The sequence below is a fragment of the Nocardia sp. NPDC003183 genome, assembly GCF_053590715.1.
The window spans coordinates 131626-157615 of record NZ_JBSFTG010000006.1 but is presented as its reverse complement, the minus strand read 5'-3'; the positions used below and the strand labels follow the sequence as shown (position 1 = coordinate 157615).

Annotated in this window: 26 protein-coding genes; 12 read left to right on the top strand and 14 right to left on the bottom strand. The window is 68.5% G+C overall.

Annotation, left to right across the window (positions count from 1 at the left end; translation table 11 throughout):
- Positions 1-81 precede the first annotated feature (81 nt).
- From ACWDXS_RS20465 to ACWDXS_RS20445, 5 genes are all read left to right on the top strand, one after another.
- Positions 82-408: a DUF3263 domain-containing protein gene (locus ACWDXS_RS20465; protein ID WP_378991218.1), complete on the top strand. Its 327-nt coding sequence runs from the start codon at positions 82-84 to the stop codon at positions 406-408.
- A 42-nt stretch (positions 409-450) separates the two neighbouring features.
- Complete coding sequence (locus tag ACWDXS_RS20460; RefSeq protein WP_378991216.1) at positions 451-1008, top strand: LytR C-terminal domain-containing protein; 558 nt, start codon at positions 451-453, stop codon at positions 1006-1008.
- An 89-nt stretch (positions 1009-1097) separates the two neighbouring features.
- Positions 1098-1793: a superoxide dismutase[Cu-Zn] gene (sodC, locus tag ACWDXS_RS20455; protein WP_449967750.1), complete on the top strand. Its 696-nt coding sequence runs from the start codon at positions 1098-1100 to the stop codon at positions 1791-1793.
- Positions 1794-1805: 12 nt separating this feature from the next.
- On the top strand, positions 1806-2948 hold the full coding sequence (locus ACWDXS_RS20450; protein WP_378991215.1) for a glutamate--cysteine ligase: 1143 nt from the start codon (positions 1806-1808) through the stop codon (positions 2946-2948).
- 50 nt (positions 2949-2998) lie between these two features.
- Entirely contained in the window at positions 2999-4351 is a 1353-nt protein-coding gene (locus ACWDXS_RS20445; protein WP_387445560.1) for a phosphatase PAP2 family protein, read from the top strand.
- Here ACWDXS_RS20445 and mnhG read toward each other — a convergent pair.
- The 8 genes from mnhG to ACWDXS_RS20405 all read right to left on the bottom strand — a co-directional run bounded on the left by mnhG (position 4348) and on the right by ACWDXS_RS20405 (position 13924).
- Positions 4348-4650 carry a monovalent cation/H(+) antiporter subunit G gene (gene mnhG / locus ACWDXS_RS20440; protein ID WP_378991213.1) on the bottom strand — a complete coding sequence of 101 codons (303 nt, stop codon included), beginning with the start codon at positions 4648-4650 and terminating at the stop codon, positions 4348-4350. The two genes, ACWDXS_RS20445 and mnhG, sit on opposite strands and share 4 nt — an antisense overlap.
- The gene (locus ACWDXS_RS20435) at positions 4647-4907 is read right to left on the bottom strand and encodes a monovalent cation/H+ antiporter complex subunit F (RefSeq protein ID WP_067450173.1); all 261 of its coding nucleotides are present in this window, start codon (positions 4905-4907) and stop codon (positions 4647-4649) included. The genes mnhG and ACWDXS_RS20435 overlap by 4 nt, the downstream gene beginning before the upstream one ends.
- Positions 4904-5446: a Na+/H+ antiporter subunit E gene (locus ACWDXS_RS20430; RefSeq protein WP_378991211.1), complete on the bottom strand. Its 543-nt coding sequence runs from the start codon at positions 5444-5446 to the stop codon at positions 4904-4906. Before ACWDXS_RS20430 ends, ACWDXS_RS20435 begins: the two co-directional genes overlap by 4 nt.
- Positions 5447-5454: 8 nt before the next feature.
- Positions 5455-7050, bottom strand: a complete 1596-nt coding sequence (locus tag ACWDXS_RS20425; protein ID WP_449967744.1) for a Na+/H+ antiporter subunit D — start codon at positions 7048-7050, stop codon at positions 5455-5457.
- A complete protein-coding gene (locus ACWDXS_RS20420; protein ID WP_378991207.1) occupies positions 7047-7430 on the bottom strand; it encodes a Na(+)/H(+) antiporter subunit C in 384 nt (127 codons plus the stop codon). Before ACWDXS_RS20420 ends, ACWDXS_RS20425 begins: the two co-directional genes overlap by 4 nt.
- A complete protein-coding gene (locus tag ACWDXS_RS20415; protein ID WP_449967741.1) occupies positions 7427-10216 on the bottom strand; it encodes a Na+/H+ antiporter subunit A in 2790 nt (929 codons plus the stop codon). The genes ACWDXS_RS20420 and ACWDXS_RS20415 overlap by 4 nt, the downstream gene beginning before the upstream one ends.
- Positions 10217-10330: 114 nt before the next feature.
- A complete protein-coding gene (locus ACWDXS_RS20410; protein ID WP_378991204.1) occupies positions 10331-11608 on the bottom strand; it encodes a hypothetical protein in 1278 nt (425 codons plus the stop codon).
- 72 nt (positions 11609-11680) lie between these two features.
- Complete coding sequence (locus tag ACWDXS_RS20405) at positions 11681-13924, bottom strand: AAA family ATPase (protein ID WP_449967737.1); 2244 nt, start codon at positions 13922-13924, stop codon at positions 11681-11683.
- Between the two features lie 159 nt (positions 13925-14083).
- Here ACWDXS_RS20405 and ACWDXS_RS20400 point away from each other — a divergent pair, with 159 nt between their 5' ends.
- Positions 14084-14464: a hypothetical protein gene (locus ACWDXS_RS20400; RefSeq protein ID WP_449967735.1), complete on the top strand. Its 381-nt coding sequence runs from the start codon at positions 14084-14086 to the stop codon at positions 14462-14464.
- Positions 14465-14471: 7 nt separating this feature from the next.
- Here ACWDXS_RS20400 and ACWDXS_RS20395 read toward each other — a convergent pair whose 3' ends face one another.
- From ACWDXS_RS20395 to ACWDXS_RS20375, 5 genes are all read right to left on the bottom strand, one after another.
- On the bottom strand, positions 14472-14819 hold the full coding sequence (locus ACWDXS_RS20395) for a UBP-type zinc finger domain-containing protein (RefSeq protein WP_378633825.1): 348 nt from the start codon (positions 14817-14819) through the stop codon (positions 14472-14474).
- Positions 14812-16269: an ATP-binding protein gene (locus tag ACWDXS_RS20390; protein ID WP_378991251.1), complete on the bottom strand. Its 1458-nt coding sequence runs from the start codon at positions 16267-16269 to the stop codon at positions 14812-14814. The genes ACWDXS_RS20395 and ACWDXS_RS20390 overlap by 8 nt, the downstream gene beginning before the upstream one ends.
- An 85-nt stretch (positions 16270-16354) precedes the next feature.
- Complete coding sequence (locus ACWDXS_RS20385; protein WP_387445565.1) at positions 16355-18022, bottom strand: FAD-dependent oxidoreductase; 1668 nt, start codon at positions 18020-18022, stop codon at positions 16355-16357.
- Positions 18023-18055: 33 nt separating this feature from the next.
- A complete protein-coding gene (locus ACWDXS_RS20380) occupies positions 18056-18247 on the bottom strand; it encodes a hypothetical protein (RefSeq protein WP_378633833.1) in 192 nt (63 codons plus the stop codon).
- A gap of 190 nt (positions 18248-18437) precedes the next feature.
- Positions 18438-19463: a beta-ketoacyl-ACP synthase III gene (locus ACWDXS_RS20375; RefSeq protein ID WP_378991197.1), complete on the bottom strand. Its 1026-nt coding sequence runs from the start codon at positions 19461-19463 to the stop codon at positions 18438-18440.
- Between the two features lie 233 nt (positions 19464-19696).
- On the opposite strand from ACWDXS_RS20375, the gene ACWDXS_RS20370 reads away from it, so the two are divergent.
- From ACWDXS_RS20370 to ACWDXS_RS20350, 5 genes are all read left to right on the top strand, one after another.
- On the top strand, positions 19697-19969 hold the full coding sequence (locus ACWDXS_RS20370; protein ID WP_101465422.1) for a GlsB/YeaQ/YmgE family stress response membrane protein: 273 nt from the start codon (positions 19697-19699) through the stop codon (positions 19967-19969).
- Positions 19970-20039: 70 nt separating this feature from the next.
- Entirely contained in the window at positions 20040-20753 is a 714-nt protein-coding gene (locus ACWDXS_RS20365; protein ID WP_364403759.1) for a phosphatidylserine decarboxylase, read from the top strand.
- Complete coding sequence (locus ACWDXS_RS20360) at positions 20750-21631, top strand: CDP-alcohol phosphatidyltransferase family protein (RefSeq protein ID WP_378633841.1); 882 nt, start codon at positions 20750-20752, stop codon at positions 21629-21631. Before ACWDXS_RS20365 ends, ACWDXS_RS20360 begins: the two co-directional genes overlap by 4 nt.
- A gap of 35 nt (positions 21632-21666) precedes the next feature.
- A complete protein-coding gene (locus ACWDXS_RS20355) occupies positions 21667-22584 on the top strand; it encodes an RNA polymerase sigma-70 factor (protein WP_449967728.1) in 918 nt (305 codons plus the stop codon).
- An 84-nt stretch (positions 22585-22668) separates the two neighbouring features.
- Entirely contained in the window at positions 22669-23751 is a 1083-nt protein-coding gene (locus tag ACWDXS_RS20350) for an NAD(P)/FAD-dependent oxidoreductase (protein ID WP_449967725.1), read from the top strand.
- 98 nt (positions 23752-23849) lie between these two features.
- Here the strand turns inward: ACWDXS_RS20350 and ACWDXS_RS20345 are convergent, their stop codons facing one another.
- Complete coding sequence (locus tag ACWDXS_RS20345) at positions 23850-25100, bottom strand: hypothetical protein (RefSeq protein WP_449967722.1); 1251 nt, start codon at positions 25098-25100, stop codon at positions 23850-23852.
- Positions 25101-25172: 72 nt separating this feature from the next.
- On the opposite strand from ACWDXS_RS20345, the gene ACWDXS_RS20340 reads away from it, so the two are divergent.
- Entirely contained in the window at positions 25173-25904 is a 732-nt protein-coding gene (locus tag ACWDXS_RS20340) for a Clp protease N-terminal domain-containing protein (RefSeq protein ID WP_449967719.1), read from the top strand.
- Positions 25905-25990 lie beyond the last annotated feature (86 nt).

The window sequence follows — 25990 nt, the reverse complement described above, 5'->3', positions numbered from 1 at the left end:
CATGGGTCGAAGGATCGGGGGAACCCGTGGTTGAATGACGACGGTATCTACCCATCTCGTGATACTCGGCGAGGGAGCAAGATGGACGGCGCAGCAGCTCGGCACATCGCGCAGGGCCACACTGCGGGCGAACAGGATTCGGCCGCCGACGAGAGCACCGGTCTGAGTCGTCGTGAACTCGACATCCTGGACTTCGAGCGCAAATGGTGGAAATACGCGGGCGCCAAGGAAGACGCGATCCGCGAGCTGTTCGCCATGTCTGCCACCCGGTACTACCAGGTCCTCAACGCTGTCGTCGACTCCGACGCGGCGCTGGCCGCCGACCCGATGCTGGTCAAGCGGCTGCGCAGGCTGCGAGCGAGCAGGCAGAAATCGCGTGCGGCCCGCAAACTCGGTTTCCAGGTCTGACATGACGGCCACACACCCTTCGTTGCGACTAGGGTTGGGCGGGTGAGCAACCCGAACCCCACCCCCGGCGGCCCGCCGTTGCGCGCGCTGGCGATGGTGTTGATCGCGCTGGCCATTGTCTTCGCCGGTCTGGGTGCGATGTCGCTGTCGAACTCCGATGCCGTGGCATCGGATACCGAGCAGACCGAGACCACCACCTCCAGCGCGGTCGCGCAGGCGCCTGCCACCACGCCCGCGCCGAAGACCACCAGCGCGGCCGCCGCCCCGACCACCACCACGACTTCCGTCGCACCGACGACCACCACCACGGCACCCGCGACGGGCGGCACGGATCAGACGGTATCGGTGCGGGTGCTGAACAACAGCCTGGTCGCCGGCCTGGCCGCGCGCACCGCGAGCGAACTGACCACCGCGGGCTGGACCAACGTGAGCACCGGCAACTACAGCGGTGAGAACCTGACCACCACCACCGTGTATTACGGCGGCGGCGCGCGCGACAAGGCCGCGGCCACCGAGATCGCCGAGCAGGTCGGCGGGACGGTCGCGCCCAAGTCGGGGGACACCTCGCCGGGTGTCGTCGTCGTACTGACCGGTCGCTGAACCAGGCGCGGCACGCGGTGCCGTAGGCCGTGTCGCCGCTGTGGCATCATCTTGAGCGGTATAGCCCCAGTCCGATAAGGAGTCCCCTGATGGCCACGTCGACAACTCGTCGCCCGTCCTGGCGCATTGTGACCCCGGTGCTCGCGGTCGCCGCGTTCGGGCTCGCAGCCTGCACCAACAGCCAGGAGTCGAGTGACGTCAAGGGCACCACGCCGCCGGTGTGGACCAGCTCGGCGGCACCCGCGGGCGAAAGCGGCGGTCATGGTGGCGGTCACGCCGCACCGTCGGAGACCGCGGCTCCCGGCCACGGCGACGACCACGGTGGCGTGGCGGGCGGCCTGAAGACCTCGCTCAAGAACGGTGCGGGCGCCGAGGTCGGCACCGCGACCATCGTCCAGGAGGGCAGCCACCTGGTCGTCACCGTCGAGGCGCGCGGTCTGACGCCCGGCTTCCACGGCCTGCACTTCCACCAGAACGGCACCTGTGAGGGCGACTTCGCCTCGGCCGGTGGGCATCTGCAGGTCGGCGGTGCCACCGCGCACCCGGCCAGCGGTGACCTCACCTCGCTGCAGGTCGGCGCCGACGGCTCCGCGAAGCTGGTCACCCGGACCGACTCGGTCACCCTCGACAACGTCAAGGGCAAGGCGCTGATCATCCACGGCGGCGCCGACAACTTCGGCAACATCCCGCCGCGCTACACCCGCGAGGGTGGCACCGGGCCGGACGAAACCACGCTGACCACCGGTGATGCGGGCGCCCGGGTGGCGTGCGGCGTCGTCGGTTAGCGAGACACTCCCATGGCCGGGGCATTCGAGTCGGTTTCGTTTCGCGGTTCGCCCCGGCCGACCATCGGCATCGAATGGGAGATCGCGCTCGTCGACAAGGTGACGCGGGATCTGTCCAACACGGCTTCGGCGGTCTTCGACGCGGTCGGTGACCTGCGCGCCCACGACGGCACCCAGCAGGTCACCAAGGAACTGCTGCGCAACACGGTCGAATTGGTGACCGGCGTGCACGACACGGTCGGCGGCGCGGTCGAAGACCTGCACGGCACCATGAACGCGGTGCGGCGCGCGGCCGATCCGCTCGGTGTCGACCTGTTCTGCGCGGGCACCCACCCGTTCGCGGCGTGGTCGGCCCAACAGCTCACGCGCTCACCGCATTACGACGAACTGATCGAGCGCACCCAGTGGTGGGGCCGCCAGATGCTCATCTGGGGCGTCCACGTGCATGTGGGAGTGTCGCACCGGGACAAGGTCTTTCCGATCCTGAACTCGCTGCTGCTGTCGTATCCGCATCTGCTCGCGCTGTCGGCGTCGTCGCCGATGTGGTCCGGCGACGACACCGGCTACGCCAGCAACCGGGCGCTGATGTTCCAGCAGTTGCCGACCGCCGGGCTGCCGTTCCAGTTCGAGAACTGGCGCCAGTTCGAAGGTTTCGTGCACGACCAGATGAAAACCGGTGTGTTCGAACAGCTCGGTGGGATGCACTGGGATATCCGGCCCGCGCCCAAGTGGGGCACCATCGAGGTGCGCGTGTGCGACGGGCTGTCCAGCCGCACCGAACTGGCCTCGGTGGCCGCGCTGATCCACTGCCTGATCGTCGACCTGGATCAGCGCCTCGAGAACGGCGAGCAATTGCCGACGCTGCCGCCATGGCATGTGCAGGAGAACAAATGGCGCGCCGCGCGTTACGGGCTCGACGCGATCGTGATCGTCGACGACGCCAGCAATGAGCGTTTGGTCACCGACGATCTGATGGATCTGCTCACCCGGCTCGAGCCGACCGCGAAGCGTCTCGGCTGCGCCGCCGAGCTGGCGGCGGTGGCCGACATTCCCCGTCACGGGGCCTCCTACCAGCGGCAACGCCGGGTCGCCGCGCAGACACAGGGCGACATGGTCGCCGTCGTCGACGCGCTGGTGCGCGAGCTGGACCAGTAGCGTTCAGCTGCCCGGGGAGATCGCGTTCACCCGCCGTTTACGATGGTCGGATGCTTGTCGAACATCCGCGCGCCGTTGCGGGGGGTGCCACCCTCGGTTCGCGTCTGCGTGAACCACGCACACTCGCCGTCGCCGGGGTGGCCGCAGTGCTCGCGCTGCTGGTCGGATTGCAGATCGTCGCGTGGATCATGGGTTTCGACGGACCGCTGGCCAGCCTGGCTCGCGACTTCGTCGGTACGCCCAAGTCGATGTCGGTGCCGTGGGCGGGACTGGTGCTCGCGCTCGTCGGGATCTCCACGCGCCGCCGGGTGTTCGCGCTGGCCGCCGCGATCGGGATCGACGCGGTGTGGGTCGCGCTGCGACTCATCGACGGCAAGCCGTTCACCGTCGGCAACGGGCCGACGATCGTGCTGGCCGCGCTGGCTGTCGTCGCGGCAGTGCGATGGCGGGGTCGTGAACGCCGCGACGCGTTGACGGCGGTCGCGCTCGGTGCGCTGCTGGTGCTGGCCACCAAGGTCGGCGATGTGTGGCTGCACCTGACTTCGGCGGTGCGGCCCACCGTGCTCGACGAATACGTGCTGCTCGCCGATCACGCGCTCGGTGATCCGTCGTGGGTCGTCGGGCGTGTGCTGGATGTGCTCGGGCCCGAGGTGTACGCGGTACTGCACTGGGTCTACATCGAATTGCCGGTGGCCGCGATCGCGGTGGCGGTATGGCAGTTGCGCACCGTGGTCACGACCGGGCAGTGGCCGACCCACTACCTGGTGCGCACCTTCCTGGTGCTCGGTCTGGTCGGGCCGCTGTTCTACGTGCTGTTCCCGGTGGTCGGGCCGATGTTCGCGTTCGGCGCCGACGGGCACGGCTTCCAGGTGGGCAATTTCTGGCCCGCCGCGATGCCGCCGCTCGATTCGAACCCGGCCGCGCTCACCTTCGACGAGTTCACCCCGCGCAACTGCATGCCCTCCATGCACACCGCGTGGGCACTGTCGCTGTTCATCCACACCCGGCGCGATGTCGACGGGTCGCGAGCCCCGGTCTGGATGCGCTGGGGCGGGGCGTTCTGGCTGGCTGCCACGGTCACAGCCACACTGGGTTTCGGGTATCACTACGGCGTCGACCTCGTGGCGGGCGCGGTGCTGTGCCTGACCGTCGAGTCGGCGCTGCGCGCGCCCGAGCGGGGTTGGGGCGGCTTCCGGATCCGGCTGGTCGGCTTCGGGGTGGCGGTGTTCGCGGGGCTGCTGCTGTCCTACCGGTACCTGGCGGTGCCGATGGCGGAGTATCCGGTGGCGGCGGGCGCGATCGTCATCGGGTTGCTGGCCGCGGTCGCGATCGCCTTCCACAACACCTGGTTCGCCACCGCGCCCGCACCGGCCCTCGAGCGAATCGCGACGCCCGCCACCTAGAACAACCCGTCGCGGTGGCGCTGTTCGCGGTAGGCGGTGCGGCCGATGAGATGGGCGATGACCGGCGCGGTGATGATCGTGAACAGGCCGGTGAGCACGAGCATCCAGACATTGACGTCGTCGCGGATGTCGATGCCGGTGCCGACGAGAACCAGCATGAGGCCGACCACCTGTGGTTTGGTGGCCGCGTGCATCCGAGTGAGGGTGTCGGGGAAGCGGACGATGCCGATCGACGCCGTGAACGCGAGTGCGCAGCCGGTGAGGATCAGCACCGCCGACACCCATTCCCAGACGCTCATCGGTCGTCCCTGACCCGGAATCGGGTGACCGCGGCCGAGCCGAGGAAACCGACCAGCGCGAGCGCCACGATCGCCGGGATCACCGTGGTGTCGCCGCTGTAGGCGGCCCACACCGCGAGCCCGGACGCGGCGATGGCCATCAGTGAATCGATGCCGACGACGCGATCGAGGGTGCTCGGCCCCGCGAGGACGCGGTAGCTGGTGATCACCGCGGCGGCCGTGAGCAGGACGGCGGCGATGACGGCGACGACAGTCATGGTTGCACCTCCGGTGGTGTTTCGACGCGGCGGCGTTCGCTCGGTCGTTCGAAGGCATTGATCATCAGGTGTTCCAGGCGCCGGGTGGTGCGGTAGAACTTCACCACCGCCTCGTCGCTGCCCACATCGAGCACGTGGACATAGACCACGCAGCGCGCGCGGTCGAGTTCGAGGACCATGGTGCCGGGGATCAGGTTGAGCAGATCGGTGCACATCACCAGCACCAGATCGGACTGGATGCCCAGATGCACGCGCAGCACGCCGGAGACCGGCGGGCCGCTGGGCCGAATCGCGAACCAGGCCACCTGCAAGCTCGATTCGAGCGCGTAATAGGTACCGACAGCGATCAATTCGAGAAACGACAGCGGATGGAAACGCCCGGACACCGGGACCAACGGGAGGGGAAGGGCGAAGACCACGATCAGTGCGACAACGGCCCCGGCGAGGGTGTTGGCCAGGCTCAGATCGCCCCACAGCGCGACCCAGACGGCGGTGAGCCAGATCAGCACGGCGACGCGAAGGATATTGTCGCGATTCACGAATCGGCTCATCGCAGCACCGGGCCGAGGACCGAGTCGATGTAGACCGACGGGTTGTTCAGGTCGCCGGCGGCGCGCTCGGCGATGCCGAGGACCGGCCCGGCGAACACCGTGAGCGCGAGGCCCGCGGAGACGAGCCCGATGGTGGCCAGCACCATCAGGACCGGCATCCGGCCGGGATCGGTGCGATCCTCGTAGTACACATCGGTCGAATCCTCCACCAGTGTCGGTAGATTCGCCGCGGTGAGATGACCTTCCGGCGCCTCTTCGCGTGGTCGCCAGAACGCTTTGCTCCAGACCCGCGCCACCGCGTACAGCGTGAGCAGGCTCGTGATCACCGAACCCGCGACCAGCACCCACGCCAGGACGCTGCCCTCGGCGGCACCGGCTTCCAGGAGTGTGACCTTGCCGATGAATCCCGAGAAGGGCGGGATACCACCGAGATTCAGGGCGGGGACAAGGAACAGCACGCCCAGCAGTGGACTGGCGGTGGCCAGTCCGCCGATCCGGCGCAACGACACCGAACCGGCCTGGCGTTCGATCAGTCCGACAGCGAGGAACAGCGCGGTCTGCACCAGGATGTGGTGGGCCACGTAGAACACCGCGCCGGTGAGGCCGGCGGTGGTGGCGAGACCGATACCGAACACCATGTAACCGATATGGCTGACCAGTGTGAACGAGAGCAGTCGCCGGATATCGGTCTGCGCGATGGCGCCGAGGATACCGACGATCATCGTCGCCAGTCCGCACACCAGCAGGATGTTGTCGAACGCGCCGTCAGGGAACCAGAGCGTGTGCGTGCGGATGATCGCGTACACACCGACTTTGGTGAGCAGACCCGCGAACACCGCGGTGACCGGCGCGGGCGCGGTGGGGTAGGAGTCGGGCAGCCAGCTCGACAGCGGGAACACCGCCGCCTTGATCCCGAACGCGACCAGCAGCACCGCGTAGCAGGCGGTGCGCACGCCACTGGGCGTCGCTTCCAGGCGCACGGCCAGTTGCGCGAGATTCAGGGTGCCCGTCGCCGCGTAGGTGAGGCCGATGCCGATCAGGAAGATCAGCGACGACACCATCGACACCATCACATAGGCGATGCCGGTGCGGATCCGTTCCTCGGTGGCGCCCACGGTGAGCAGCACGAACGAGGCGACGAGCAGGACCTCGAACCCGACGAACAGGTTGAACAGGTCACCGGCCAGGAACGCGGTCGACACGCCCGCGGTCAGAACCAGATAGGTGGGCCGGTAGATCGAGGTCGGCTGGTGTTCGCCACCATCGGAGATGTTCTGTCCCGCACCGTAGATCGACACCACGAGCAGCACGAAGGCCGAGACCAGCAGCATCGCGGCGCTGAGCCGATCCACCACCAGCGTGATGCCGATCGGGGTCGGCCAGCCACCCACCTGCACCGCGGTGGTGCCGTCGCGGTCGGCGAGATACAGCAGCAGGGCGCTGATCAGCAGCACCACCGACAGTGCCGTCAGCGTGATCATCGCCTGGAGCCGTGGGCGGCGGCCGAACACCAGCGTCGCCGCGGCGGCGAGCAGCGGAACCAGTACGGGCAGTGGGGCGATGGCGGGCAACAGTTCCGGGGACAGGGTCACTGTTCGGGATCCTCCCGTTCGCGGCGGGCGGCGACCTGGGCGTCCTCGGGGTCGTTGGTCACGTCTTCGGTGGTGGTCAGCATGTAGGAGCGATAGGCCAGCGCGAGCACGAAAGCCGCCAGGCCCATGGTGATCACGATCGCGGTGAGCACCATCGCCTGCGCGAGGGGATCGGCCATGCCGTCGGGGGAGGTGTCGGCGCTGCCGAGGATCGGTGGCTTCCCGTCCGGGCCGCCCATCGTGAGGATCAGCAGGTTCACCGCGTTGCCGAGCAGGATCATCCCCAGCAGCATCTTCGACACCACCCGCTCGAGCAGCAGGTAGACACCGCACGCGGTGAGCACGCCGATGGTGATCAGGAGAACGAGGTCGGCACTCATCGGATTTCCTTGTCCAGGCGGGCGCCGAGGCTGCGCAGGACGTCCAGCACCAGCCCGACGATCACCAGGTAGACGCCGAGGTCGAAGAACATGGCGGTGACCAGTTTGAGGTGGCCGAGCAGCGGCAGCGTCACCTCGATGATCGCCGAGGACAGCGGCGGTGCGCCGAGCAGCAGCGACGCGGTCGCGGTGCCCGCCGCGAGGGTGAGGCCGGCGCCGAGCAGGTGCCCGGCGTCGACCGGGAGCGCTTCGCCCAGTTCGTATCGGCCACCCGCCAGGTAGCGCAGGGTCAGGGCCAATCCGGCGACCAGGCCACCCGCGAAGCCGCCGCCGGGCGCGTTGTGGCCGGCGAAGAAGAAGTACACCGACAGCACCATGATGGTGGGGAAGACCAGGCGGGTGGTGATCTGCAGGACCATCGAGCGATCGCGGCGATCGAGGAGGCGGGCGGCGGGCAGCCAGCTCACCGCGTCGGGATCGTAGTTCGGGGAATCGGCGGCGCGGGGTGCGCTGCCGAAGCGGCGGCTGCGGAAGACCAGCGACGCGACGCCGGTCGCGGCGACGACGAGCACCGAGATCTCGCCGAGGGTGTCCCAGGCGCGGATGTCGACCAGCAAGACGTTGACCGCGTTCTTGCCGCCGCCGATCCGATAGGCGGCATCGGGGATGGCGTCCCAGATCGGGTTCCCGTGCTTGGCGGCGATGGCGAACGCGGCGAGTACGGGGACGGTGATGCCGACGCCGACGGCCAGCAGTGCCCGGCGGAACTTGAACGCCGTGCCCTGGCTTTCGGCGATCTCCGCCGGGAAGGCGCGCAACACGAGCACGAAGACGACCAAAGTCAGTGTCTCGACCAGGAATTGGGTCAGTGCGAGATCGGGGGCGCCGTGCAGCGCGAAGATCACGCCGCAGCCGTAGCCCGTCACCCCGACGACGAGCACGCTGGCCAACCTGTTGCGCAAGACGGTGGCGGCCAGCGCCATCGCGATCATGATCGCGCCGATCGCCGCCTGCAACGGTGAATCCCACAGTCGCAGCTGCACTCCGGTCCGCGTGCCGATCGCGAGCATGACCGTCGGCAACACGATGAGCGTGCCGAGGATGGTGGCCTGGCTGGCGGGCAGTGAACCGGACTGCACAGTTCCGGTGATACGCAACGACAGTCGGTCCATCGCGCGCAGGGCCGCGTCGTAGTTGCGATCGGCGTTGCCGAGACGCGGGTGCGCGGGTTCGCCGATCCGGCCGCGGATCAGGAACAGGGCGATACCGGCCGCGACGATGACCATCGTCAGCGCGAGCGGTCCGGTGAAGCTGTGCCAGAGGGCGAGATGGGTGTCGAGCACGCCCGGCAGCGACTCGGCGTAGGGGCTCAACCATCGATCGACCGCCTGGGTGTCGAGACCGCCCGCCAGCCCGGCCACGGCGAGCACCGCGGGCGGACCGAGCAGCAATGGGCCGGGCGCGTGCCAGGTGACCGCGCGTTCGGGATTCGCGGTGACTCCGAAAGCGCCCCAGACGAATCGGATGCTGTAGGCCACGGTGAACGCCGACCCGACGGTGACCCCGGCCAGCAGGGCGAACCGCACCGGCGGACTCAGTATCTCGGCCGACCACAGCGCGCCGAGCGCCGACTCCTTGCCGACGAAACCGAGCAGCGGCGGCAGCCCGGCCATGCTGAGCGTGGCGAGTACCGCGATCGCGCACAGCACCGGCGCGCGCCGGCCGAGCCCGGACAGTCTGCGCAGATCCCTGGTCCCCGCGCCGTGATCGATGATGCCGACCACCATGAACAGGCACGCCTTGAACAGTCCGTGCGCCACCAGGAGAGCGAGCCCGGCCAGCGCCGCGTCGGGCGTGCCGATGCCCATCATCATGATCATCAGCCCCAGCTGGCTGACGGTGCCGAACGCCAGTACCAGCTTGAGATCGTGTACCTGGATCGCCCGCCACCCGGCCAGCAGCATGGTGACGATGCCGAGTGGCAGCAGCATCAGATGCCAGGGCGGGGTCTGCGCGAGCGCGGGCGCCAGCCGGGCCACCAGGTAGATACCGGCTTTCACCATCGCGGCGGCGTGTAGATACGCGCTCACCGGTGTCGGCGCCGCCATCGCGCCGGGCAACCAGAAGTGCAGCGGCACGATCGCCGATTTGCTGATCGCCCCGATCAGTACCAAACCGATCGCGACCGGCACCGCGCTCCCGGCCGGGACCGAGCTCGCCGCGAGCAGGTCCGAGAGCAGGAAACTGTCGTAGCGCAGCCCGAGGACGACGATGCCGACCAGCATCGCCAGCCCGCCCGCGCCGGTCACCAGCAGCGCCTGGATCGCGGCTCTTCGACTGACCGCGCGTTCGGCGTAGTGGCCGACGAGCAGGAACGACAGCACCGTCGTGATTTCCCAGAACACGTACAGCAGCAGCATGTTATCGCTGGTGACGAGCCCGAACATGGCACCGGCGAACCCGGTGAGCTCGGCCGCGAACACCCCGAGCCTGGCCTCGTCACGCTCGAAGTACCGCCCGCAGTACGCCAGGATCAGCGCGCCGACGCCGAGCACCAGCGTGCACATCACCGCGGACAGGGCATCGAAGCGCAGATCGATGTCCATCGAGATCTGCGGCGCCCATTGCACATGCGTGCGCACGGTGGTTCCCCAGTGCGCGATCACCCAGCCGAGGCTGCCCAGCGGTACCAGGGCGAGCAGGTAGAAAGCGTTGCGGCCGAGCACTCGTACACACAGCGGGGCCAGGAGGGCGGCCAGTGCGTGAACGAGCAGTACGGCTAGCAACTCCCCCTCCGTCGGGTAGGTAGCGGTCGAGTAGCGCGTCCCGATCCTACGGGCGCGGACGGGATGTTCGGCGGCACCGAGGTTGTCGCGTCGGCCATGTCGCGAGCGGTTCGGCTATGGCTGCGCCGCCCGTGGCTGCGCGGGTGGCCGGATCTGATACAGCACCGCGAGTCCGGCCGCGGCGCCGACGGTGATGGCCAGTGCCACCTGCCCCGGCACTCGATCGGCGACGGCGGTGCTGCCCGTCGGCCAGTGCCGCTGCCCGGTGGGAATCGACCACAGGATCGACGGCAGGTACAGCGCACCGAGCGCCAGCATCGCGCTCGGCAGGTAGCTGACCCGGATCGAGCCGATCGCGAAACCGGTGACACAGGTCAGCAGCACCACCCCGGCCGTCCACACGAATGCCCACGGAAGACGCTCGGCCACAATGGCGAAACCGCAGATCACGGCGACGCCGAGCAACACGCCCCACGGTGTCGCCCACCGCAGGCCCGCCAGGATGGCGACCACACCGACCACCAGGACGAGGACGAGATGCCAGCCGAGGCGGGGTGCGTCACTGAGTGAATCGGCCGCGGCGGCGACGCTCACGGCGATCAGCACACCGGTGCCGTCGCGGCCCGGCAGGAGCGCGGCGGCCACGAACGCCGCCACGAGGGTGACGATCACGGCGAGCGCGACCTGCCAGGAGTTTCCGCGGCGGCCGTCGAACTCGCGGCCCAGCCACTCGGTGGCGATCAGCAGCGACAGCGACAGCACGGTGGTGGCGATGATCGGGGCGATCGGCAGATCCGCCGCCATCCGTGGCACCGCGGGCAGCATGATGCCGTGCCGGTGGCGCGCGGTGTTCACCGCCAGCAGCACGACGGCGGAGCCGATCAGCCAGAACGGGGTGTGCACGGCCTTGTCCGCCGTCGCCGCGGCGTTCGAGGTGAACACCGCCACGACTTCGCCGTAGACGAACACGACCAGGACCCCGAGCCCGAAACCGACCGCGGACCAGCGCATCCGCCACGCGCAGATGCACAGCGCCCCGAACAGCACACCGCCGCACAGCGAGTCGATGTAGTTCTGGGTGGTGAGTACGTCGGCGGAGGTCATCGCCTCGCCGATGAAGTAGTTGATCGCCAGCGCCGCCGCCCCGCCCGTCGCGGTGAGCCAGATCAGCCCCGGCCGGGTGATCGGCCTGGCCAGCACGGCGACGACGACAGCGACGATGAGACCGAGTGCGGCCGCGCGGGGAACGCTGTTGATCAGACTGGTGACGCGGTACGGCGAATCGATCGACGAATCGTCACCGAAGCTGAACGGCAGGAACAGCGACATCCCCGCGGCCGCGGCGCCGGCGAACGCCGTGACCACGTCCAGACCATCACCGATCTTGGGCACCGTGCCGACGTTACCGGCGACACACGCCCGCACCGGGGATGTCGCGGCCGGATCAGGGTGGCGAGTTCGGCCTCAAACCCTGCTCTCGGCATAGCGACGCAGCGATTCGACCTGCGCGGGGTCGAGGGACGGCCGCACGCTCGCGCGGGCGGTGGCCACGTCCTCGGCCGTGACGTCGGCGGCGGCCATATCGCGGCGCAGTGCCGAGAGCGCGGCCTCGCGCAGCAGGGCGGCGCAGTCGGCGGCCGAGTAGCCGTCGAGATCCTCTGCCAGCGCGGCCAGGTCGACATCCCGGGCCAGCGGTACCGAGCGTCCCGCCGTGCGCAGGATCTCGAGCCGGGCCGGACCGTCCGGCGGTGGGACGAAGACGAGCCGGTCGAGCCGACCCGGCCGCAGCAGTGCGGGGTCGATCAGTTCGGGGCGGTTGGTCGCGCCGACCACCACCACATCACGCAGGGGTTCGACGCCGTCGAGTTCGGTCAGCAGCGCGGCGACCACCCGGTCCGACACCCCGGAGTCGCTGCTCTGGCCGCGTCGGGGGGCGAGCGCGTCCACCTCGTCGAGGAAGATCAGCGAGGGTGCCGAGTCGCGGGCCCGCTGGAACAACTCGCGCACCGCGCGTTCGGAGGAGCCGACCCACTTGTCCATCAGCTCAGCGCCTTTCACCGCGTGCACGCTGAGCTGGCCGGTCCCTGCCAGCGCCCGCACCAGGAACGTCTTGCCGCAGCCGGGCGGTCCGTAGAGCAGGACCCCGCGCGGCGGTTCGATGCCGAGGCGGGCGAAGGAGTCGGGGTGGCGCAGCGGCCACAGCACCGATTCGGTGAGTGCCTGTTTGGTTTCGATCATGTCGCCGACGTCGTCGAGGTCGAGCGAGCCGATCGCCAATTCCTCTGTGCCCGAACGGGACAGCGGGCGAATCACGTCGAGCGCGCCGATCAGATCGTCTTGGACGAGTTCGGGTTCGGTGTGCTCCCGGCTGGCCCGGCCTGCCGCGCGCACGGCCGCTTCCCGGCACAGCGCGGTCAGGTCGGCCACCACGAAACCCGGTGTGCGTGCGGCGATCACGTCGAGGTCCAGTTTTCCCGCCGGCACCTTGCGCAGCAGCTGTTCCAGCAGTGCCCGCCGGATCGCCGCGGTGGGCAGCGGCAACGCCAGTTCGCGATCGCACAGATCCGGAGCGCGCAGACGCGAATCCACCTGTGTCGGATGGGCGGTGGTGGCCAGCAGGGCAACGCACGGTGCGCGCACCGCGGCCCGCAGCTGGTCGAGAACGAGGGTGGCGACGGGCTCGGCCTCGGCGGGCAGCAGCGCGTCGATATCGGTGATCAGCAGCACGCCGCCCTGTCCGGTGGCGACATCGGCCACCGCCTCGGCGACCTCACGCAGCCGGGTGCCGCTCTCGGTCGCGCCGACGCTCGGGCCGTCGAGCTCGACGATACGACGCGGTGCGACAACAGCTTTGGCGAAGGTGGCCTTGCCGACTCCGGCGGGTCCGGTGATGAGGACACCGAGATGGGCCGGTGCGCCGAGCGTCTTCAGCAACTCCGGCTCATCGAGAGCCAGGCTCAGCCATTCGGCCAGCTTGGCCGCCTGGCTCTGCACGCCCGCCAGATCCTCGATCTGGACCGGCGTGCTCCCCGAACTCACCTTCACCGCGCCGGATCCCGGCTGGTCCGGCTCCGAAAACCACTGCCGGCCCGGCGTGCTCGAAGGCTGGCGTACGTCGCCGTCACGTTCCACCGTGTGCTGGATCGCTGCCGCACCCGCACCCCAGCCGACGGCCGAATTCGGTTGCACGCTCACCGGTCCCGGCATGGGCTCGATCGCCGTCACGGTGAGCAGTTCGGTGGTCCAGGCGATCCCGAAGGCACGCGAGAGCGCCTGGGTGGCCGCCGAGGAACTGATATCGGGTCCGAGATCGCGCGGCAGCAGCGACACCGTGTCACCGACGGTCACCACCTTGCCGAGCAGCGCCTGCCGCAGGGTGGCCGCCGGGATGCTGGCCACAGCGTGCGCCGAGCCGCTCAGCGAGATCTGTCTGGCGCCGAAGACGGTCACCGGGGCGACCGTCACCGCCGCGTTCTCCCGCAGTCCCACATTCGACAGCGTCACGTCATCGAGCAGCGCCACCCCCGGCGGACTGTCCGCGGGCGCCTTCGCCACCACCGCCGCGGTCCGGCGCGCGCCGATCAGCGCGATGCCGTCCCATTCGCGCAGGCCGAGCGCGGTGAGCGTCTCGGGGTGCAGGCGCACCACCCCGCGACGAGCGTCGGCTGCGGAGGGATTGAGCCGGGCGGTGAGCGAAAGTTCAGCCACCGCCCCATTCTGCCCTTCTCGCCGCGATCAGGAATCGATAGGCCGACGGCAAGGTCAGACGGCCATTCTGGCTGACATGACGAACTATCGCCGCCAGTCGGTACGCTGCACCGGACGCGCCGGAGGTGCCGGCGCCGCGATCTACCGGGGAAGCAGCAGATGAACCGAATCTCCCTCGCCGTTCTGGCCGCCGGGGCACTGACCCTGACCTTGGTCGGGTGCGGGTCCGACGACTCCGCTGATGCGAGCGGGCTGCGCAAGGGCACGCCGAGCTCCAGCGCGTCCGCCACCGCCACCAAGGCGCCCACGTCGAGCGCGGCGCCGAGCTCGGCCGCGGCGGGCACCGACATCACTTGCACACAGTTCAAGACGCTCGACCCGGACGGCGAGAAGAAGGCCATCGATCAGATCCTCGCGGCACACCCCGGCGGTCCGTTCGAGGGCAGCCCCAACGTGGCGCTCAGCACTGTGAAGCTGGTCTGCCTCGTCCCGGCCAATGCCGACAAGCCGGTTGCCGACGCCGCCGGGATGAAGCCCTAGCCATCGCTCAGCCCAGCAGCGATTGCCAGTTCGCGGGGACCCGCGCGGCCGGTCCGGGGACCGACTGATCGGTGGGATGGCTGGTCGGCGCGGCGAGCTCGGGACCATCGCTGTACATCTCGCCGCTGGCGAAGTTGTAGAACCAGTCCTCGCCCGGTTCGTAGCTCTGCATGAACGGGTGCGCGGTGGCCTCGAAATGCTTCGTCGCGTGCTTGCTGGGAGAGCTGTCGCAGCAGCCCACATGCCCGCACTCGGCACAGCGGCGCAGATGCACCCACCAGCCGCCGCTCGCGTCGCATTCGACGCACCCGGCGCCACTGGGCGGCACGCTCGGATCGATCCCCGCTTCAGCCATCTAGACCTCCTGTAGTAGGTGTGCTGACATCCTCCGCCGCCGGGTGCAACGGCAGGCGGACGATGAAGCGCGTGTTGCCGGGTTCCGATTCCACCCGGATGTCACCGTTGTGCTTGTTCGCCACGATCCGGAACGAGATGTCGAGACCGAGACCGGTACCGTCGCCGACCGGTTTGGTGGTGAAGAACGGCTCGAAGATCCGGCCCCGCGCCTCGGGGGGAATGCCCGGCCCGGTGTCCCCGATTTCGATCGCGGCGCAGTCGTTCTCCTTGAAGGTGCGGATCGTCAGGGTGCCCTCGCCGCCCATCGCGTAGACGGCGTTGTCGATCAGGTTGGTCCACACCTGGTTGAGTTCGGCGGCGAAGCAGGGGATCGGCGGCAGCGCGCGGTCGTAGTCCTTCACCACGCGGATGCCGTCACCGAGTTTGCGGTTGAGCATCACCAGGGTGGAATCGAGCAGTTCGTGCAGGTCGACGACCTGATAGGGCGCGCGATCCATCTGCGAATACTGTTTGGCCGCCCCGACGAGAGTGGAGATGCGGGTGGTCGAGTCGAAGATCTCGTTCATCAGCAACTCGGTCTCGATGGTGTAGTTCAGCCAGCGCACGGCGCCCTCGAACACCGGCGCCTGGCAGGCTTCCAAGGTCGCGTGCACACCCTCCAGCCAGTCGGTGTCCAGGCCCGCCTGCACGAAGGTGGGCGCCAGATTCCAGCCGTCGGCGATGCCGCGCTCTTCGAACCAGTCGGCCAGCGCGTCCTCCCGATCGGCCGCTTCCAGTGGGCTGAGGTCGGGTGCCTTGGCGACCTGGTCGGCGGCCTGTTCCTGCATCTCGACGAGCTTGACCAGCGCGTCGGCCGGGAACTTGCCCTCGGCCATCATCTTCAGCTTGTGCCGCATCCCGGCGACGCGTTCGCGCAGGCCGGAGGTGGCACGCACCGCGGCGGCGGCGGGATTGTTGAGTTCGTGGGTGAGCCCGGCCGACAGCGATCCCAGGGCGAGCAGCCGTTCGCGTTCGGCGATCCGCTGGTTCGACTTCTGCCCGCCGAAGAACGCGCCCTCGAGCAGGTGCACGGCCATCGGGAACCACTCGTGCATGATCCGGGAGAAATCGGCCGCGTCCATGACCAGGAACCGGGAGCGGCGCAGCACGTACATCGAGCCGTTGTAGTCCTGATTCGCCCGATCGCCCAGGTAGGCCATCCAGGCGCCCGCGTACACCCCGCGATGGTCGGTGCGGTTGATCTCGATCTCCACCCCGCCGGACAGTTTGGTGAGCCGGACCTCGCCGTCGATCAGCACGTAGAAGCAGGTGGCGGGTTCGCCCTCGCGAAACACCGGACCCGGTTCGACGTACTCGATGCGCCCGATGGCGCACAGTTCGGCGAGCTGGGAGTCGTCGAGCTTCTCGAACAGGAACAGAGTGCGCAGTTCTTCCGGATCGCAGATCATAGAGTCCTCACTCACGCTGTCTCAATGGGCATGATCGGGCGGCCTGCGTGGTTACGCTCCGCTACCGCCTCCGGCCGCTGACCTCTCATGCCAGATACCGGTGGACGAGCATGACCGCCATCGCACCCTCGCCGACCGCCGAGGCGACCCGCTTGGCCGATTCGGCGTGCACATCGCCCGCCACGAACACGCCGGGGACGCTGGTCTCGAGGTGTTGCGGCGGGCGCGGCAGTTCCCAGCCGGGTGGTCGCGCGCCGTCGACCATCAGATCGGGCCCGGCCAGCACGTATCCGGCGGCGTCTCGGGTGACGACGCCGTCGAGCCACCCGGTCTGTGGCGCGGCGCCGATGAACAGGAACAGCCGTTGCGCGTCGACCTTGTCTTCGGTGCCGGTGCTGTTGTCGCGCAGAACGATGCGTTCCAGGTGTGTGTCACCGTCGACGCCGACGACCTCGGTCTCGGTGTGTACGACGATGTTGGGGATGGCCGCGATCTGCTGGACGAGATAGTGCGACATCGACTTGTCCAGCGAGTCGCCCCGGACAACCAGGTGCACGCGACGCGCGTTGCGGGACAGGAACACCGCGGCCTGTCCGGCCGAGTTTGCCCCGCCGACGATGTAGACCTCCTGTTCGGCGCACTCGGCCGCCTCGGTCATCGCCGAACCGTAATACACACCGCGCCCGGTGAATTCGTCCACACCCGGTGCCGGATGGCGTCGATAGTCCACGCCCGTAGCGATCAGAACCGTATGCGCGCACAGCTTTCCACCATCGGCGAATCGCACGGTGCGCGCCGACCCGTTGATCTCGAGCGCGACCACATCGCGAGTGGTGATGATCTCCGCACCGAATTTCGCCGCTTGTCGCCGCGCCCGATCCGCCAGCTGTGACCCCGAGACCCCGTCGGGAAATCCGAGATAGTTCTCGATCCGTGAGCTCTGCCCCGCCTGTCCGCCGGTGGCCGTGCGCTCGACCAGCACGGTGCGCAAGCCCTCCGACGCACCGTAGACCGCCGCGCCGAGTCCGGCGGGTCCGCCGCCGACCACGATCAGGTCGTAGAAGTCCCCGCTGGGTTCGACGGTGAGCCCGACGTTTTCGGCGAGCTCGCTGTCGGTCGGCTGGATCAGGGCGGTGCCCGCGGCCGTGATCACCACCGGACAGGTCAGCGGATCGGCACCCGCCGCCTCCAGCAACCGGGTGCCCTCCGGCTCGTCGACCGGATACCACCGATACGGCAACTGATTGCGCGCCAAGAACTCTCGCACCTGCGAAGACCGCGGCGACCAGCGATCGCCGACGACCTTGGTCTCGTACACCGGCCGCTGCTCGGCGCTGCGCCACACCTCGAGCAACCCGTCGATCACCGGGTAGAGCTTCTCCTCCGGCGGGTCCCACGGCTTGAGCAGATAGTGGTCGAGATCGATGACATTGATCGCGTCGATCGCGGCGTCGGTGTCGGCATAGGCGGTGAGCAGCACCCGGCGTGCGTAGGGGTGCAGGTCCATCGCCTGTTCGAGGAATTCGATGCCGTCCATGCCGGGCATCCGGTAGTCGGCGATCAGCACCGCCACGGGCTGCCCGCGCAGTTTCATCTCGCGCAGCGCCTCGAGTGCCTGCGGTCCCGATTCGGCCCGCAGAATCCGGTAGTCGGCGCCGTAGCGGCGGCGCAGGTCCCGCACCACGGCGCGCGATACGCCGGGATCGTCGTCAACGCTCAGAATGGCCGGTTTGGTTACCGAGGGAGTGCTCACCCGATCGAGTATCCCCCTGCTGTGAGGTAGCCGTCAGAGCTGGTGGTGGAGGACGAGGTCTAGTTCGGTGGGGGTGAGCAATCGTTCGAGGCGTTCCTCGCGTTTGAGACGGGTGCCGCGGGGCACGAACGCGCTGGGGAGCGCGAAGGCGTCGTCCGGTCCGATGCTCGGCAGGAGCGGGACCTCGTTGATGTGCCTGCGTGGCAGGAGTGAGCGCAGTTTCACGGCCGATCACCTCGGGTTGACGACGGGAACGCTGGAGGCTGAGCTTCGTCGATCAGCAAACGTCGGTAGCGAAAAGTTTGCCAGCATGTCCGAGTTGGTGCAAGCGGGACAAGGTGGACACGGCGAGCCAACCGGTCGGTGGCCTGCTTCGGCGCAGGCCACCCCGGTTTTGTGAGAATTTGCTGATCGGTTATTTCCAGGCGGGCATGGTGACAACCTGTGCCGCATAGGACAGCCCGGCGCCGAAGGCGATCAGCAGCGCGGTGTCGCCCGGCTTCGATTCGCCCTTGCGCAACAGCGCCTCCATCGCGAGGGGGACCGATGCTGCCGAGGTGTTGCCGGAATCCTCGATGTCGTTGGCGAGGGCGCAGTGCTCCGGTAGCTCGAGCACCCTGGCCATGATCTCGATGATCCGGCCGTTGGCCTGGTGCGGAATCATCGCGTCGAGGTCGCCGGTGGTCAGGCCCGCGCGGTCGATCGCGTCGCGGCACACCTTCTCCAGCGAGTGCGCGGCCCAGCGGAACACCGCGGTGCCCTCCATCGTGAGATAGGGGCGCACCGCGTCGGTGCCTTTCTCCTCGATCTCGTCGAAGAACTCCACCCAGTCCTTGGTCTGGCGGATGGCGTGGTGCTGAGTACCGTCCGAACCCCACACGGTCGGGCCGATGCCCTGTTCGGTGGACGGGCCGACGACCACCGCGCCCGCGCCGTCGGCGAACAGGAAGGCCGTCGCGCGGTCGGTGAAGTCGACGGTGGGGGTGAGTTTTTCGACGCCGAGCACCAGCACGTGATTCGAGGTGCCTGCCCGGACCAGGTCCGATGCCATGCCCACCGCGTGACAGAACCCGGCGCAGCCCGCCGAGATGTCGAAGGCGGCCGCGCCGGTCATGCCCAGCTCGGTGGCGATGCGTGGGCCGATGGCCGGGGTGAGCATCAGATGGGTCGACGTCGCCACGATGACGCAGTCGATCTGGTCCACCTGCACCCCGGCGGCGGCGATCGCGTCGCGCGCGGCGGCGACGCTCATGGACTGGATGGTTTCCTCGTCCGAGGCGAAGCGCCTGGTATGGATGCCGGACCGGGTGCGGATCCACTCGTCGCTGGAGTCGATCGGCCCCGCTACCTCGTCGTTGGTGACCACCCGAGCCGGGCGGTAGACGCCCAATCCGAGGATGGCGGTGTGCTCAGTACCCGTCGTCTGGGCGATTCGAGCCATTGTGCGTCTCCTATGTACCTGTCAACCTGCGGCAGTACCGCTGGGTGTACCCGAAGCATCGAAATCTGTCCCTCATCGCCCGTGACCCGTACGTGGACACCATGTGAACGCTCAGACATGAGGCTTCCTCATATTAGCGTCTCATGATCAGAGTGTCGATTGTCACAGTGGAGCCGGGGGTATCTTGGGGACAAGGCGATTGCTCGCCGACCCTTCGAGGGATCGAGGACAGCATGCTCGGACTCGGCATCATCAGTTGGATCATCATCGGCGGTCTGGCCGGTTGGATCGCGAGCAAGTTCATGAAGACCGACGCACAGCAGGGCATCCTGCTCAATATCGTGGTCGGGATCATCGGCGGGCTACTCGGCGGCTTCGTGCTGAGTCTGTTCGGCGTCGATGTGGAAGGCGCGGGCTGGATCTTCAGCTTCATCACCTGTCTGGTGGGCGCCTGCGTGTTGTTGTACCTGGTGAAGCTGTTCACCGGGCGTAAATCGGTCCACTGACCACAGGTGCTTGCCCCGGGCTTCCCGTAAGGTGTGATCGCTTGTAGTCATCACACGAAAGAGGGAGCCCGTGGCACGCCGCCCCACCCCGCCCGGCACGCCCGATACCACCGGCGTCGGACATGTCGTCGACTTGGTGCGGGCCGCTGTACCCCCACTACATCCCGCCGGACTGCCGTTCGTGGCGGTGCCGTTGGCAGTGGCGGTCATCGGCGGACGTAATAAATGGGTGCGGAGGGCCGGTCTGGCCTCGGCCGCCGCCTGCGCCGCTTTCTTCCGGCACCCGCATCGCGTGCCGCCGAACCGGGCGGGCATCGTGGTCGCGCCCGCCGACGGTGAAGTGGCGCTGGTCGACACCGCGGTGCCGCCCGTCGAGCTCGGACTCGGCGATCAGCCGTTGCCGCGCGTCAGCATCTTCCTGTCGGTGCTCGATGTGCACGTGCAGCGCGTTCCGGTGTCCGGAACCGTGCGCGAGGTGCTGCATCAGCCGGGCAAGTTCCTCTCGGCCGATCTGCCGGAGGCCTCCGACGCCAACGAGCGCAACAGCATGGTCATCGACACCGCCGACGGTAAGCAGGTCGTCGTGGTGCAGATCGCCGGACTGCTGGCCCGTCGCATCGTCTGCGACGCCCGCGTCGGTGACCTGCTCACCATCGGTGACACCTACGGCCTGATCCGGTTCGGGTCTCGCGTCGACACGTACTTCCCGATCGGCACCGAACTGCTGGTGGCCCCCGGGCAGCGCACGATCGGGGCCGAAACAGTCCTGGCTGTGCTGGGATGATCGAACAGGCTCGCACAGCACCTCGCAAACGACCCCGCTCGGTGCGATTGCTGCCGAGCGTCGTCACCATTCTCGCGCTGTGCGCCGGCCTGTCGGCAGTGAAGTTCGGGCTCGACGGTGAGCTCGGGATCGCGCTGGCGATGGTCGGTGCCGCCGCCGTGCTCGACACGCTCGACGGGCGGCTCGCGCGCATGCTCGACGCCACCAGCAAGATGGGCGCCGAACTCGATTCGCTCTCGGACGCGATCTCGTTCGGCGTCGCGCCCGCGCTGGTCATCTACGTGACCCTGCTCGACGGCAACAGCGCGGGCTGGATCGTCGCGCTGTTGTTCGCGGTGAGCCTGGTCTTGCGCCTTGCCCGCTTCAACACCCTGCTCGACGACGATTCCCGGCCCAACTGGGCGCGTGAGTACTTCGTCGGTGTCCCCGCGCCCGCCGGAGCGCTGATCGCGCTGGTGCCGATCGCGCTGAAGGTGCAGTTCGGCGACGGCTGGTGGGACGGTTTCGCCTTCGTCGCCGCCTGGACGGTCTTCGCCGCGCTGCTGTGCGTGAGCACCATCCCGACCCTGGCGATGAAGTCGGTGTCGGTCGCTCCGCAGGCCGCGGCCGGGCTGCTGGTGCTCACCGCGCTGGCCGCCGCGCTGCTGGTCACGTACCCGATCGTGCTGCTGCTGATCTTGGTCGCGCTCTACCTCGCGCACATCCCGTTCGCCTGGCGGTCGGCCCGCTGGGTGGCCGCGCGGCCGGAGACCTGGCAGCACAAGCCGGCTGAGCGGCGGGCTCAACGGCGGGCGCAGCGACGGATGCCCGCGATCCGCCGACCGGCGATCCGTGGCTCGGCGCGCCTGCGCCTGCGTCGCCCGCGCAACGACGACTGACCAGGCATCCGACCCTCGCGACTGGACGTTTCGACATGGAGCAATCAACGCCACCTCCGCCACCCGAGGACCCCGCGGCGCCGGCCACCGATATCACTGAGTTTCTGGAGCATCGGCCGCGGCTGTTCTCGCTTGCGTACCGGATGTTCGGTGCGGCGAGTGAGGCCGAGGACGTCGTGCAGGAGGTATACCTGCGGTGGGCGCTGGCCGACCACGCCGAGATCGCCAATACCGAAGCGTGGTTGACGACCGTCACCGTGAATCTGTGTCGTACCCAGCTCGTTTCGGCTCGCGCCCGGCGCGAGACCTATGTCGGGCAGTGGCTGCCGGAGCCGGTACCGACCGGCGGCGGCGCGCTCGGTCCGCTGGGCACCGTCGAGGAACGCGAATCGGTGTCCCTGGCGGTGCTCACCGCGATGGAACGGCTCAGCCCGATCGAACGCGCCGTGTTCGTGCTGCGTGAGGCGTTCGGCTACTCCCATGGCGAGATCGCGGAGATGCTCGACCTCACCGTGGCCAACACCCAGCAGATATTCCATCGGGCCGGTCAGCGGGTGCGCACCGGTAAGCAGCGCTTCGTGGTGTCGGCCGAGCACGCGCGCACGATGATCGAGAAGTTTCTGCAAGCGGCCTCGACCGGCGATGTGGCCGGTCTGCGCGAACTGCTCGCCGACGACGTGGTGTCGGTCGCCGATGGCGGCGGCCGGGTGGTCGCGGCCAAGATCCCGGTGGTCGGTGGCGATGTGGTCGCGCGCTACCTGTCCAACCTGCGGCGCTTCCTCAGCCCCACGTCGCGGTTCGAATTCACCGAGATCAACGGCGACGTGGGCCTGATCCTGATCCAGGACGAGATTCCGGCCGGTGTACTCGTGTTCGACTTCGACGAAGCGGGCTCGATCGCGGCGGTCCGCACGGTCGTGAACCCGATCAAACTGGGCGCCATAACCGTGTGATACAGATCACTTAGAGAAGCTGTCAGGAACTCGGGGGCTGATCGGTCTGGTGTGTGTAGGCATTTCGAGAGAAGGAGCCACACCATGACCGGTCAGCATCGGATCGTCGTCCTCGGCGCCGGGTACGCGGGACTCACCGCGGCCCGTGCCCTCGCGAAGAAGACTCGCGACTCCCAGATCACCGTCGTGGACGGCCGCGCCGAATTCGTGCAGCGGGTGCGTCTGCACCAGGCCGCCGCCGGTCAGCCGGTCAAGCGGCTCGACCTGCGGAAGTCGCTGGGACGCAAGGGCATCGAATTCCTCCAGGCGCGGGTCACCGACCTGGACCCGGATCGCAAGATCGTCGCCCTGGACGGCGAGTGGACGTTGCACTACGACACCCTCGTCTACGCGCTCGGCAGCCAGGCCGACCGCGACGCCGTGCCCGGAGCGGCCGAGCACGCGAAGTTCGTCGCCACCGCCGAGGATCTGACGGAACTGTCGGGTCAGATCGTCATCGTCGGCTCGGGCCCGACCGGCATCGAACTGGCCACCGAACTCGCTGAGTCGCAGCCGGATTCGCGGATCAGCCTGCTCGGTACCGAGGACCCGGGCGCTTGGCTCTCGCCGCGCGCGCACCAGTTGATCCGGGACGCGCTCACGTGGGCCGGCGTCGAAATCCGTTCCGGCGTCAAGGTTGTCGAGGTGCTCTCCGATGCGGTTCGCCTCGCCGACGGCACCCTGGTGCCCGCCGATACCACCGTTTGGACCACCGGTTTCACCGTCCCCGATCTGGCTCGTCGCGCGGGTCTGGAGGTCGCCGACGACGGCCGTATCCGCACCGACGACACGCTGCGCTCGGTGTCGCACCCCGACATCTACGCCGTCGGCGACGCCGCGCTGATGGTCGGCGTGGACGGCCGCCCGCTGCGGATGGCTTGCGCGACAGCGATTCCCGCCGGCCAGTACGTTGTCGGGGCCATCACGGCGCGGGCGCGTGGCCGCGAACCCGAGCCGATGAAGGGCCGCTACGTCGCGCAGTGCATCAGCCTGGGCCGCCGTGACGCGGTGTTCCAGGTGGTCAAGGCCGATGACACCCCGACGAGCACGGTGCTCACGGGCCGTGTCGGCGCGCTGATCAAGGAACTGATCGTGCGTGGCACGGCCTTCACGGTCGGCCTGCGATAGTCCGACCGACTGGCGTAGTCGCCCTCTTCGCGGCCGTTGGGTCAGATCTGACCGGGGGCCGCGAAGTGGGGCGATTGCGCCGGGGTCGTCCGGTGCGGTCAGGTGGCGGTGTCTCGTCTGCGGCGCGGCCACCGGCGTCGAGCGTGTCGGGTCAGCGGCCCTGCCCAGGGCGCGATCGCGATCACGAGGAGCACGCTGAGCCATGGCAGCCGCCACCACCAGCGCACATCTCGTGCGAGCGCCGTCGTCGGCTCGGTCAGCAGACGTGCCGTTGACGACCACACCACGAACGCGTCCCCGATGGGCATCAGGCCGAAGGCGTACCGCTTGGAGCCAGGCAGGCCGATCGGCAGTCCGAGCAGCTCACCTGCGGAGCCGATCGCGGCCGCCAAGTCGCTGTCGCCGTTCACGCGGGCGGCGCCCTGGGCGACGACAGTGGCGGAAAGGCTGACTCCGGCGACCAACGGTCCCGAGTCGACGTCACCGCTCCCGTCGACACCCTTCGGATATTCGCGAATGGCGGGCCCGAAACCGCCTGGATAGGTGAGATATCGGTCTCGGTACCGCGCGTAGTGGCTCTTCGCGAATGCTGGGTCGATCTCGGGCAGGAATCGAAGTATCACTGTCTGTGAGGTTGCCCGGGCGCCGGTCAACATCGATCCGTCGGTCGGTGAAACCTGATGCGGCAGTAGGCCGGTCGCGGGGTCGAGGCGGGTCTCGGCCTGCGCGAGCCAGCGATCTATCACCGCCGTGTACCGCGCCCCGAACAGCTTGTCGTGCAGGCGAAGGGAAGCCACCGCGACGGTCGAATCGACCGGCCACGCCTGACCTCGATAGGCCTGGAGAAACGGTGTGCCGGCCGCGGAGAACGCCTGTGCGATCTCGGCGCTGTGCGTGGAGAACTGGTGCACCGCAGTGGTATCGGAGCGGTCGAGCGACAGGATCGCGCCCCGCAGCCAGTTGGTCCACCCGGCCCAGAACACTCCGTACGCGGGCTGCAACCCGGGGCTGAAAACCGCACGGCCCTCGTCGGATTCGGTTCTGGCCAGCGCCCAGCGTGCTTCGCGGAGCGCGTTGTCACGCAGTCCTGGATCGGTGTGCGCGGCCTGTACCCAGGCGAGACCGTAGAGCACGTTCGAGAAGACGTACCCCTCCGGAAACAGTTGCTGCGCAGCGGTATCCGAGCCGTCGTCGAGCGCGTCACGCACGAAGGCCAGCTGGCGCGCGGTCGACCCGGGCTGCCCGTCCAGGCCCGGTTGCGGCCACAGCAGTCGCCCGGCTCCGATCAGGCACGCCGCCGTCACGATGATCCCCATCACGCGCGGCGCCCAGCGCCGAATTCTCCCCATGGCGACACTCTGCCAGGAATTTGCCGTCAACCAATCGTTGACGATCCGGCATCGTCAACCTATGGTTGACGCATGAGCACTCCGAACTTTCGCCTCGACGACCTCATCGACGGCATCAAGAAGGCCCGCCCCGACAACGTCCTCGACCAACTCTCCGACGCGGTGGTCGCCGCCAATCACCTCGGCGAGACCGCCGACCACCTGATCGGCCACTTCGTCGACCAGGCTCGCCGTTCCGGCGCCTCCTGGACCGATATCGGCGCCAGCATGGGCGTGAGCAAGCAGGCCGTGCAGAAACGATTCGTGCCCAAGGGTCCGAGCGATGCGGCCGCCATGGATCCGCAGGCGGGCTTCGCCAAGTTCACCGACCGGGCCCGGCAGGTGGTCGTAGGCTCGCAGGAGGCGGCCCGCGCCTCGGGGAGCAGCCAGATCGCGCTCGGGCATCTGATCCTCGGCCTGATCGGCCAGCCGGAAGGTCTGGCTGCCAAGGAGATCATCGCCAGGGGTGTCGCACTGGACGCCGTGCGCGCTGCCGCGACCGCCTCGCTGCCCGCCGCCGACGGTGACGTGCCCGCGCTCATCCCCTTCGACGGCGACACGAAGAAGGTCCTCGAGCTCACCTTTCGCGAGGCGCTGCGGCTCGGTCACAACTACATCGGCACCGAGCACATCCTGCTGGCTCTGCTGGAACAGGAGAACGGCGCGGGCGTACTCAGCGGTCTGGGCCTTGACAAGGCCGTCGTAGAGGCCGAGCTCGTCGAGCTGCTGAATCAGTTCCTGGCTTCGGTGCAGGACGAGACCTGAGAACGCGGGGGCGCGCCCGGTGTGTCCTGCGCGCTGGGCGCGACCTTGCACTCTCACCACCTGAGTGCTAAAAATGGCTTGGCACT